We start from the raw sequence: 12,288 nt of genomic DNA on the forward strand, positions 1-12,288 counted from the left end.
CCCTCTGGGCGGTAATTAAACCGCCCAGAGGGCGGCGTTACAAGGTAATTTTACTTATAGCAACTGTCAAGGTGGTAAGGACATTCTGAGTTTCTAAAAGCCTTGATTTTATTCCTTTATTTCCTTCTTCCCTTCTTCCCTTATTTCCTTCTTCCCTTCTTCCCCTAACCCTGAGCATCGTAGCCCCTAGCAATCAAAAAGCAAGTTAAAAAGTAAAAAGGGAAAATGGAAGTATGAAAGAGCAAAAAAATCGTGATGAAACAGGGAAAAGAAAAAAGCCTATTCTTTTTCTTTTGCCTTTTGCCTTTTGCATTTTAACAATGCTTGGCGGTTGCGTGAATTACGATGTGGGAGTTAACTTCGACAGTCAAACTCACGGGGAGATAGTGCAGCACATCAAACTGGGAGAAAGGCTGACTAGCTTTAGCACCGAGACAGTCCGGGAATGGTTAGATAGTATAGACCGCCGCGTGCGATCGCTACAAGGGAGAACTAAGCGGCTGTCTGATAGCGAAGTTACTGTCAGGATTCCTTTTAATAATGGGGCTGAATTAGAGGAAAAGTTCAACCAATTTTTTAATCCTGTTGAGGATCAAAACGATCGGGTTGCTAACTCTCTTGAGACAGATTTGCCTAAGTTTGGATGCCACATCAATGTCGATCAAAATAACTTCGTTTTGTTCCTAAGAAATCGCCTGACTTTGGAATTAGATTTGCGATCGCTTTCCCTGCTTTCCAGTAGTGGGAATGTGCTAGTTAGCCCCGGTCAACTTTTGGGATTAGAATTTAGTTTGAGAACTCCTTGGGGAGCAAAAAGTATTGAGGCTGCTGCTAATGGTATTACTCCCAGTATAGAAGCAGGAAATCAGTTAACTTGGAAGTTAAAGCCTGGTGAAATCAACTATTTGGAGGCGATTTTCTGGCTGCCAAGTCCTGTAGGAATTGGTACTGTTATTATTGCCTTATTAGTTTTGGCTGGCAGCTATCTAAAATATCAGCTTTTACCAGCAATAGGAATAGGAAAACGACAACCAGCTTCAGAAGTGAAGGTTTAAGGCAATAAGGAAAGCTAGCTGTTTGCACTTCAGCTCAATTAACAGGACTGAAGTGCTACAAGTTACCTAAAATAGGACTTAGGCCTCATTGATATAGCTGAAACTTGTGATTCTATTCCCTTCTTCCTTCTAGGTTCTACTTATTACTAATTAAAAAAATGCGGATTCTCAACTTTTTCTTCATCTTCTTAATTTGCTTAGCTCTGGTTATTTTTAGTCTAGAAAATACCGAGCCTACAACTATTCAAATAATCCAAGGTGTCGAATTTCAAGCCCCGCTGTGTGTAGAGCTAATTATCGCTACGGGATTGGGGGCTGTTCTAGCATTGATTTTCAGTTTGTGGTCGAGAATGCAGCGGATGCTCGGATCTCGCGAGGAGAGTCGCCAAATTCGCCAAAAAGAGCAGCGTATTCAGCAATTAGAGCAAGATATTGAACGCTATAAGGTAGAACTAGAACAAAAACTGCCCTTGCTCCCAGAAAGCAAATCTCTAAGTTCTAATGCTGAATTAAACGATCTAGAGAAAGCGAAGGTTGTTGGTAATTGAAAGGGGATGGAAAAAAGCTAGGGCCGCTATAATTAATCAATTGTATGGCAACCTATTGGATGATTCTTGAGGTTGTAACTTGCTGAAACTATTGATTTGATTGTAGTTCAGGACTTACGCAAAACTATCAGTAACGCCGCTTTCCAAGAGCGGTGACTTTACCGCCAAGATGGCGGCCGTACTGCGATCGTGTGTAAGTCCTAGATAACTAACTTCTTTCTGGCAGTAATTCTGATTAAACTACAGGCGCAGCCAAGGCTATGAGCGTTTCCACAGCCCAAAATGGGTTCGCAACGATTTCCGAGGGTATTGCACTTTTAATTGAGTTAGCAGAAAAGGGAGAAATCGACCCTTGGGATGTGCAAGTCATTGAAGTGATCGATCGCTGCTTGAGTAAACTGGCTCCTGCTTGCGAGCCTGGTACTGAGAGTGATTTTGCTGACTTGTCTCAATCCGGGCAGGCATTTTTGTATGCTTCGATGTTGGTACTGCTGAAGGCAGAAAGTCTGGTTTTATCGGAATCTCCCCCGGAATTGCCAGAAGATGGCGAGTTGTTAGAGTCTGAAGAATTAGCGGGGCGGCAGTTACCACAAAACTTAGAAAGGCAGTTACGTCGGCGTGCGGTATCTCAGTTACCTAGAAAACGCCCCGTTACTCTCCAAGAGCTGATCGAGCAGTTACAGTTGATGCAGGCAGCAATTGAAGAAACGCCCCTTCCTGCCCGTCCTCGCCGTACTAGCTCTAAGGTGCGGGCTCAGGCTGCTCGTGCGATCGCGGAACTGGCCCACCAGGAAAATCTTGTAGAAACTGCTACGGAACTTGAGCGATTTTTGGCAGAACATGGCCCGGTAGTGGGGGGGGAGTGGCTGGATATAGAACAACTGCTAGAGTTGTGGCAACAGGAGAATTTACACTCTTCTGCGGCCCCAGAATTTGCAGCTAGTACCGATGCTCATTCCTCGCCCCAGGGCGATCGCGTGGGGATTTTTTGGGCGCTGTTGCTGCTATCAGCTCAGTCCAAAGTAGAGTTACTTCAAGAGGAATTTTACCAAGACCTCAAGATTCGACCGATTTGAAGTGACATTTTTAGTAGTAATTGGTATTCACAAATCGAGAAATCCAGCTAAATTGGGAAAATGATTGATACCCTGGTACGATGTCGCCTAAAAGCGAGTTGGTGTCTGGTACAATCGCCGCCTAGCAGCAGGGCGCGATCGTTAGGATTAAATGCTTGCACTGGTATCAATTGAGTGAGGGTTGAGGAAGTTAAAGATGAAAGCCATGATTCTGGCAGCCGGAAAGGGTACCCGCGTGCGACCCATTACTTACACGATTCCAAAACCCTTGATTCCCATCCTGCAAAAGCCAGTGATGGAATTTTTGGTGGAATTGCTGCGACAGCACGGGTTTGACGAAATTATGGTCAACGTTTCCCACTTAGCAAATGAAATTGAAAACTATTTTCGAGACGGTCAAAAATTTGGGGTACAAATTGCCTATTCTTTTGAAGGGCGGATTGTAGAAGGAGAGTTAATTGGAGAAGCTTTGGGCTCAGCAGGGGGAATGAAGCGTATCCAAGACTTTTCACCTTTTTTTGATGATACTTTTGTGGTTCTTTGTGGCGATGCTTTGATTGATTTGGACTTGACACAAGCTGTCAAGTGGCATCGAGAAAAGGGGGCGATCGCAACTGTAGTGATGAAATCTGTCCCCCGTCAAGAGGTTTCTAGCTACGGCGTTGTCGTTACTGACGAATCCGGCAGGATTAAAGCCTTTCAAGAAAAACCCTCCGTAGAAGAAGCTCTGAGTACCGATATCAATACTGGTATTTACATTTTTGAACCGGAAGTTTTCAATTACATCCCTTCTGGTATTGAGTATGACATCGGCTCGGAACTATTCCCTCATTTGGTGGAAATTGGCGCACCTTTTTATGGGATTTCAATGGACTTTCAGTGGGTGGATATTGGTAAAGTCCCCGACTATTGGCGGGCAATTCGCAGCGTACTTACAGGAGAAGTTAAAAATGTTTCGGTTCCCGGAAAAGAAGTTTTTCCTGGTATCTATACTGGCTTAAATGTAGCGGTGAATTGGGACAAAGTTGATATTACCGGGCCTGTTTATATCGGCGGTATGACTAAAATTGAAGACGGGGCAAAAATTGTCGGCCCAACAATGATTGGCCCTAATTGTTGGGTCTGTAGTGGTGCAACAGTGGAAAATAGCGTGATTTTTGAATACTCCCGTTTGGGGCCGGGGGTGCGTTTGGTAGATAAGTTGGTATTTGGTCGCTATTGCGTGGATAAAATTGGGGCTGCGATCGATGTCCAGGCTGCGGCTCTTGATTGGCTGATTACTGATGCCCGTCAGGTTTTACCTTCTCAGCCTCGAGAGGAAAGGCAAGCGATCGATGATATTCTCCGTAATTCTGAAAATTAAGGAGGTTCAGAGGGAACAGGGAACGGGCAAAAGGGAACAGGAAAAACTCATGTTTAAAAACATGAGATTGAAATTAAGGATGCCGTTTTTTTGTGCCACGCATCTCAAAAAACATCTTTTTTCTTGACTCAGCTTTAAACTCAGAGCTAAAGTTTTAGGGAACAGAGAACAGGATAGTTTCTGTGCCCTATTCCCTATTCCCTTTCTTTGTAAAGTGTCTTAGTGATTCGTTATACAAAGATATATTTCTGCTTAATAACCACCAAAGTAATATCATCAAAAACCTTCTGAGTACCAATGTGTTGTCGCACATCATCAATCACAGCCTGTTTAATTTCTTCCGCCGAACATTGACGATTTTCTACCACTACTTCACACAACCTTTCTAATCCATATAATATCTTATTAATATTTGCTGCTTCCGTAATTCCATCAGTATAAAGCACTACTACATCCCCTGAATTTAACTGCACTTCCTGTTGAGCAATAAAATCGCCAATTTCTGCTTCTAAACCAATGGGAAACCCTAACTCCATCGTATCTATGCACTCCAGTGTACCATCCCCGCGCACCACAATTATTTCCTCATGTTGTCCGCTTAATTTGAGCTTTCCATTGCTGTAGTCCAAGATAGCTAAAGTCATATTTTTTGATGACTTCATGCGCTCAAGATTATCATAAAGAGTTTGATTTACTACATCTAAAAACTTCACTGGATCGGTTTCTTTCATCTTTTCAAGGGTTCTAATTGCCGTTTGTGCCATGATCATCAATACCCCACTTTCTAAACCATGTCCGGTGACATCTCCAATACTAATTTTAACTCTGCCTTCCTGTTTCAATACATCATAGTAATCGCCACCCACTTCATCCGCAGCTTCCATAAATCCCGCAATTTCTAAACCTTCAATTGCCTCCAATTCTGACTGTTTGGGTAACACCATTTGTTGCAGTCTTTTGACAATATCTAATTCCGCACCCATCCGTAGATTGTCTTTTTTAAGCATTTCATTAAGAGTGCTAATTTCTTGATTCGCTTGAGCCAATTGTGCGGTACGATCTTCAACTTTAGCTTCTAAGGTGTGATATAATAAGGCATTTTCAATGGAAATAGCCGCTTGGGAAGAGAGGACTTTCAAGACTGCTAAACGTTCGCTGGCAAAGGCTCCTACTGTCAAATTATTTTCTAAATACAGAATCCCAATCAATTTACCTTGATTGATAATGGGGGTACATAAAACGGACTTAGGTTGATGTTTGACAATATAGGATTCCTTGGTAAAAACTCCCTCATTTGTCGCGTCTGATAAAACTACATCTTCCTGAGTTCTAGCAACATATTGTAGCATCCCAAATGGCAGATTTTCGCTACCTTCAAGGGGAAAAGCTTGCAAGACTTTTATTTGCTCTCTATCGACTTCGCCCGTGGCTTCAATGGTTAGCTTACCCCGATCTGATAAAACGAGAAAACCTTTTTGTGCCCCACCATTTTCTAGTAAAATAGTCATTAACTTGGCTAACAATTTGTCGAGGGCAATTTCTCCAGCTAGAGCTTGGGAAGCTTTGATTACTGTCGCAAAATCTAAATCGGAACCTCCTCCAGTTGTGGAAGATGTTTTTGTAGCAGTAGTCTGTAAATCAGTTTGTTTCTTGGCTGATTTATTTGGCATTAACTGCGGATATTTCTGCTCTAAATCCTCTACTTTACGCTTAGCGCCCCAAAGTTGGTAGCCATAGTGGGCTTTTCTCATGTAAAGTTTGGCAATTTCTTCTTTACCTTTACCTAACCAGAATTTAGCTGCTAATTCATTACCTAAAGCTTCATTCTGAATATACTCATTTTCCTTAGCTGAAGCGATCGCGCGATCGTATAAATCTAGTGCCTCCATTTCTTTACCATAAATACGGGCTATTTCTGCTTCTACCAACAGGTATTTATGCCAGAAATTTTCGGGACAGTTATCTGCCCAAATTTTCATTTGTTTTTGGTTAGTTTCAATTTTTTGTTGATAACAAATTTGCTCCGATTGATTAACCATTGGATAGAGAGCAACTAAAATTAAAGAATAGTAGAAGTTATTAATAGCATTGGTAATCATCCCTTGCAGATAAGGTAACATAGTTTCAGCTTCTTGGATGCAATCTAAGGCGGCAGCATTGTCGCCATACAAGTAGAGCACTTGGGCTTTACACGTCAAATAGTTACCAAGAGAAAATAGGTTTTTATTAGTGTGACATTCCTCAATATAATCAACTTCGGTGAGGGATTTGGTGGCAAATTCTCTGGGATTAGGGCTCAATCCGCTTAAATTATAAATGGGTAGTTGACAGGATATAATAGTATGATAAGCCAATAAATTTTTGATTTTCGCAGTGAATTTTAAATAATCGTCTAAAACTGCTAATATGTCGCTAAAGACTTTCCCTGAAACAAACGAATTGATGATTTGATGGAAAGTGATGTAGCCCGCAAATTGTAGTTCTCCTGACTCTAATCCCGCCTGATAACCTTCGTTATTAATTGCTTCAGCTTCTTTCATGGGGAGAACCCAATGTTGGACGTGATTCCCAAGGTTATTAGATGCTTTCGCTTTCATGGATGAGTCATTAAATCGATCGGAAATATTTACACCTAAACGCGCAAATTCATAGCCAGATCGATATTCCTGTAAAACTGCACTTAGGATAATTCCATAACTGGCATAACTTTTAGCTGAAGCCGCGATCGGGCCGTATTTAATAGAAAGAGCCGCCATTTTAGCAGCAATAATTCCATAGAATTCGGCATTAGTGAAATAAACCGCAGGATCAACACTGACTAATAAATTTAGGGCGGCTCTCATTTCTGGGTTAGTCATTTCTGGTTGCTCTAGCAGGGTATTAATTTTTCCTGGTTGCCAAAGTTTTCCTACTTCGGATAATTCATCTTGTAAAGCATTAGTAAAGTCTTGAGTGGGTAAGTCAATCCCGAATAAACTTAAGGCTTGTCGAGAGGCATTAATGGCGGCTTCATATTTAGACATCATGGTTAACATCACAATCAAAATATTATAAAGTCCCGCTTTTTCTACATTAGTTTTGCATTTTTCAATTACCAAATAAATCAATTCTTCTGCACGATCAAAGTTACTGTTTAAGTATTCTATTTCTGCTCTTTCTTTGTGAAGTTCCAGGGTTAATTGATATTGGTCTTCCCAAAAATTACCACTTAATAAAGATATGCCGATTTCTAAATATTCTCTTGCGGCTAGATAAGCGGTTGAGTCTTTCGCTTTGCAGGCCGCGATTAAATTAAATTTGGCTAAGGCGATTTTTTCGGTTTGCTCGGTAATTAACTCGCGCCCCAGATTAAAATGTTCAACTATATCGAAAATTTTTGCCTCTTTTTCTGTCTCGGACATATTGAGTTGTAATAAGCGCCCTATTTTCAGGTGAACGCCTTTTTTATCTGAGTCGGCAATTAAAGTATAAGCCGCTTGTTGTACTCGATCGTGGAGAAATTTATAATCTTGAATTAAGAGGTTTTCATCTAATTCTGATATCGGTAATATAAATCCAGTTTGAACTGCCACAACTAAGTCATAAAAAACTATCTCTTTGGGTTTTTCACTAACGATTGCCAGAGTGCTTAAAGAAAAAGAAGCCCCAATACAAGAGGCTAAACGTAAAACATCCTGAGTGAGTTCTGGCAGTTTCTTCAACTTGCCTATCATCAGCTCTACCACATTATCGGTAATATTTTGTGCCTCAATTTGGGCAATATTCCACTGCCAGAATCCCCCTTGACTTCCCCTCTTACTAAGGGGGGACTGAGGGGGGATAAAAGCGATCAGATTTTCAGCGTGCAGAGTTTTCAGAAACTGATTAACAAAGAATGGATTTCCTCCAGTTTTTTTCATCACTAATTCTGCCAATGGTTTTACTGAATTAGTGTCGCAATATAATGTATCGGCGATGATTTGTATAATATTTTCTAGTGCTAAAGGTGCTAACGTAATATAATTGATAGTTGCTCCTTCTTTGAGCAATCTATCTAGTGTCATTATCAAAGGATGACTAGGGCTAACTTCATTATCTCGATAAGCTCCAATTAAAAACAGATATTGCATATCTGTATCTGTCATCATCAGTTCAATTAACTTGAGTGTCGCGGAGTCTGCCCACTGCAAATCATCAAGAAATATGACTAAGGGATGCTCTTTTGTGCAGAAGGCTCGGATGAAGTTACCAAAGACAATATTAAAGCGATTTTGTGACTCACTTGCTCCTAATTCTGGCACGGGTGGCTGTGCCCCAACAATTAGTTCTACTTCGGGAATTACATCAATAATTACTTGACCATTTATCCCAAAAGCACTGCTAAGTTTTTCTCGCCATTCTTGCAGTTGTGCTTCACTTTCAGTTAACAGTTGCCGCACTAATCCCTTAAAGGCATTGACGACAGCCGAGTAAGGAATACTTTTTTGAAATTGGTCAAATTTGCCCTCTGTAAAATAGCCTCGAAGTCGTGTATTTGGTTTATGAATTTCGGCTACTAGGGATGATTTGCCAATGCCGGAATAACCCGCAACTAGCATCATTTCTACTTGCGATTTTTCGGGGTTAGCTACTCGCTCAAAAGATGTTAGTAGTGGTTCAACTTCTGTTTCTCTTCCATACAGTTTTTGGGGGATTTGAAAATGCTCAGAAATGTCTTGAGTTCCTAAAGAAAAATCTAATATATTTCCTGTGGTTTCTAATTGCTGCCAACATTCGGCTAAATTATTTCTGATTCCAAACGCACTTTGGTATCGCTCTTCAGCGGTTTTTGCCATCAGTTTCATTACAATATCTGAGACGGCTTTAGGTATTTCTGAATTAAATTGATGGGGAGATGCAGGTACTTTGGCGATATGACAATGTACTAATTCTAGGGGATCATTTGTTTCAAAAGGTAATTTTCCTGTTAATAATTCATAGAAGGTGACACCAAGGGAATAAAAGTCGGTGCGATAATCTAGGGAACGATTCATTCTTCCTGTTTGCTCTGGTGAAATATAAGCTAAAGTTCCTTCTAAGACATTAGGATTTTTGAGGGTGGGATTTTCACGGCTGAATTGAGTAGAAATGCCAAAGTCAATGATTTTGATTTGTCCGGTTTCTGGATTGAAAATAATGTTGGCGGGGTTAATATCTTTGTGGATAATATTTGCTGCGTGAATACTGCTTAAAATCTCAGCCGTTTTAATAGCAATGCTCAGAAATTCCTGTAGGGGAAATGCTCCCATACCTGATTCCCTACGCTCGTTCATCAACTGTTTTAAAGATGACGCGCCAAAATCTTCAAGGATAATGCACAGAGTCATCTGATAGGGTTTTAATTCATAAGCTTTGATTACTCCTTCCAGATTGAGATTTCGAGTAATTTCATATTCTTGTTTATAACGGGTGAGTTCGGAGGGTGTGGGATAATCTTCTTTAAGGAATTTGAGGATTACGGGTTGATTATCCTGTTGTCTGATGCCTCGATAGACAGTGGAGTTGGTACTTTCGTAGATTTGAGTAATAATTTGATAGCCGTTGATGTTAATCATTTGTAATTTGTTTTGAGTAGGGTAATAAATATTTGAGTTGAAGGATTGGTCTAAAAAAGTCGCTCAAGCTTTTTATAAACTTCAACGACAATACCTTTTTAGCAATTTGGGCGACTTTTTTAGGCTGTAAACTTTGAGAAAATATCGACCCAATCCCCTGTTAGGTAGAGGTTATTGAACCTGGGAGGGCGATTATCCCACCGGAAGCTATCGGCTTGAAGACGAAACTGATAGCTACCGGGAACAGATAATACAGAATGCTCCGATAGAGTAATGTTAACACGCCAATACTGAGAGTAAAAGCGTTGTTTCTCTTGCCGATTCTCTAAGTCTACAACTAAATTCCAGTTTAGACCATGAGGATTATCTTGAGTGGTGGCATTTGCCCAGAGAGCAGTAGTATTCTGGTTGAGCCAATTAATAGCTTGTCCGCTGATTTTCTGTTGTTGCTTTACTGGGAAATTATAGTTGCTCGAAGCAGGTATACCTGGATCTTCCATCACCCTGTAAAGTAAGCAATATTCTGAGGATAACGATCCGCAGATCAGTGTTAGATATTACCTCATTAACTCTGAAGATAGGTGTAACAACCGAGACTCCGCTCGTAATTTTGCAGTAAAAGTTGCGCTTCAGAAAGACTAATTTGATTGAGTTGCAAAGCCTGTTCAGTTTGACGACGAATACTCTCAACCAAACTTTCAGCATCATACTGAACATAGCTTAAAACTTCTTTCATTGTATCACCTTTGACAACGTGCTCAATCTTGTAACCAGAGGGAGTTAACTGGATATGCACGGCGTTAGCATCCCCAAATAAGTTATGCAAATTACCCATGATTTCCTGATAGGCTCCGCCCAAAAACAAGGCTAAATAATATGGTTCTCCTGTGTTAATTTTGTGCAATTCTAAAACCGATTTGACATCTCTTAAATCGATAAATTGGTCTATTTTACCATCACTATCGCAGGTTAAATCTGCGAGAATTCCCCGTTGAGTCGGTTCTTCATTTAGTCGGTGAATTGGCATAATTGGGAATAGCTGATTAATCGCCCAACTGTCGGGTGCTGACTGAAAAACTGAGAGGTTAATGTAGTAAATAGAAGCCATGATTTTTTCCAAGTCTTCTAAGTCGTCAGGAACATAATCTTTCTGACGGGCGATCGCCTGGATTTTCTCACAGCAGGCCCAGTAAAGTCGCTCTGTTTTAGCTCGCTCGGCAATTCCCAAATAGCCTAAGTTAAATAAGCTGATGGCTTCTTCCTTAAACTGGATGGCATCGTGATAAACTTCTTGGTAGTTTTCCTCGTTAATTGACTGGTAAATCTCGTAAAGATTGCGGGGAATTAGGTGATCGTCTGCGCCTACTGGTTCAGCTATTTCTCTGGGGACATCGCTAGTTCCCAGTACGTCAAAAATTAATACTGATTGATGAGAAGCGATGGCTCTACCACTTTCGCTAATTAAAATTGGAACGGGCAATTTGCGCTCGTCGCAAGCATCTTTTACCCCTGCTACTACGTCGTTAGCGTAGTTCTGCATATTATAATTTTTGGAGGCGTGAAAGTTAGTTTTAGAGCCATCATAGTCAACTCCCAGCCCGCCGCCGACATCAAGGTACTTCATATTCGCCCCTAATTTAGCCAATTCGACATAAATGTGGCTGGCTTCCCGAATGGCTTCTTTAATGATGCTAATTGATGAAATTTGAGAGCCAATATGGAAGTGCAATAGTTGTAAAGAATCCAGCATTTCTGCCGATCGCAATTCGTCAACTGCACGCATGATTTCTGGGATAGTGAGGCCGAATTTAGCGCGATCGCCTGTAGAATTTCCCCAATGGCCAATTCCTTTAGTGCTGAGCTTGGCCCGTACACCTAACACGGGCTTAATTCCCAACACTTTACCAGCTTCGATCGCGAGTTGAACTTCCTCAATTTGCTCGATGACAATTACTGGAGTTTGCCCCAAACGCTGGGCTAAGATGGCTGTCTCTACATATTCCCGGTCTTTATAGCCGTTGCAAATTAACATTGCACCGGGAGTTTTGAGAGTTGCCAAAGCGATCATTAATTCTGGCTTAGAACCTGCTTCTAAGCCGAAATAGTGCGGCTGACCAAATCTGACTAAATCTTCTACTAAGTGGCGGTGTTGGTTGCACTTGACGGGAAATACGCCGCGATATACGTTTTTGTAGTTATAACGGGCGATCGCTTTGGCAAAACAGGAATTTAAGCGCTCGATCCTGTCTTCCAGAATATCCGAAAAGCGGATCAACAAAGGCAGACCCAGACTCCGCTGTTTGAGGGATTCTACCAGATCGTACAAGTCTAGGGAACCACCGCGATCGCCCTTGGGAGACACTGTAATGTGACCCGCTGCGTTAATCGAAAAGTAGGGTTCACCCCAGCCTTGAATGCGGTACAGTTTCTCGCTATCCTCAATTTTCCAAGACTTTTGTGGCGGGATAGTCGCAATCGCAGTAACCACAGGGATAGCAATATCGGAGTTAGGGGTTGTGGTGGGGGCACTCATCGGATCGGGAACCTCACAGCAATTAGTTGAATAGATAGTTTAACTTATTCGGCTTGCTGCGATCGCCCCATGACTCGCAATATATAACAGGACTTACGCACGATTACGTAACGCCGCCATCCTGGCGGTAAGAATACCGC

7 protein-coding genes are annotated in these 12,288 nt (G+C 41.4%); 4 read left to right on the forward strand and 3 right to left on the reverse strand.

Going from position 1 to position 12,288, the window contains the following annotated elements:
• Positions 1-233 precede the first annotated feature (233 nt).
• From PN499_RS05170 to PN499_RS05185, 4 genes are all read left to right on the forward strand, one after another.
• The gene (locus tag PN499_RS05170) at positions 234-1,055 is read left to right on the forward strand and encodes a DUF3153 domain-containing protein (protein WP_272030623.1); all 822 of its coding nucleotides are present in this window, start codon (positions 234-236) and stop codon (positions 1,053-1,055) included.
• 158 nt (positions 1,056-1,213) lie between these two features.
• Complete coding sequence (locus PN499_RS05175; RefSeq protein WP_272030624.1) at positions 1,214-1,603, forward strand: LapA family protein; 390 nt, start codon at positions 1,214-1,216, stop codon at positions 1,601-1,603.
• A gap of 260 nt (positions 1,604-1,863) precedes the next feature.
• Entirely contained in the window at positions 1,864-2,679 is an 816-nt protein-coding gene (locus tag PN499_RS05180; protein WP_272030625.1) for a segregation/condensation protein A, read from the forward strand.
• 196 nt (positions 2,680-2,875) lie between these two features.
• Positions 2,876-4,042 carry an NDP-sugar synthase gene (locus tag PN499_RS05185; protein WP_272030626.1) on the forward strand — a complete coding sequence of 389 codons (1,167 nt, stop codon included), beginning with the start codon at positions 2,876-2,878 and terminating at the stop codon, positions 4,040-4,042.
• Between the two features lie 230 nt (positions 4,043-4,272).
• On the opposite strand, the gene PN499_RS05190 is transcribed toward PN499_RS05185, so the two are convergent.
• The 3 genes from PN499_RS05190 to speA all read right to left on the reverse strand — a co-directional run bounded on the left by PN499_RS05190 (position 4,273) and on the right by speA (position 12,148).
• Positions 4,273-9,615 (reverse strand): SpoIIE family protein phosphatase, encoded by a 5,343-nt coding sequence (locus PN499_RS05190; protein ID WP_272030627.1) that lies wholly within the window; start codon positions 9,613-9,615, stop codon positions 4,273-4,275.
• Positions 9,616-9,734: 119 nt separating this feature from the next.
• Positions 9,735-10,115 (reverse strand): hypothetical protein, encoded by a 381-nt coding sequence (locus tag PN499_RS05195; protein ID WP_272030628.1) that lies wholly within the window; start codon positions 10,113-10,115, stop codon positions 9,735-9,737.
• Between the two features lie 65 nt (positions 10,116-10,180).
• Positions 10,181-12,148 (reverse strand): biosynthetic arginine decarboxylase, encoded by a 1,968-nt coding sequence (gene speA / locus PN499_RS05200; RefSeq protein WP_272030629.1) that lies wholly within the window; start codon positions 12,146-12,148, stop codon positions 10,181-10,183.
• Between the last annotated feature and the right edge of the window lie 140 nt (positions 12,149-12,288).

It is taken from the genome of Kamptonema animale CS-326 (genome assembly GCF_028330895.1).
Lineage (GTDB): Bacteria > Cyanobacteriota > Cyanobacteriia > Cyanobacteriales > Microcoleaceae > Kamptonema > Kamptonema formosum.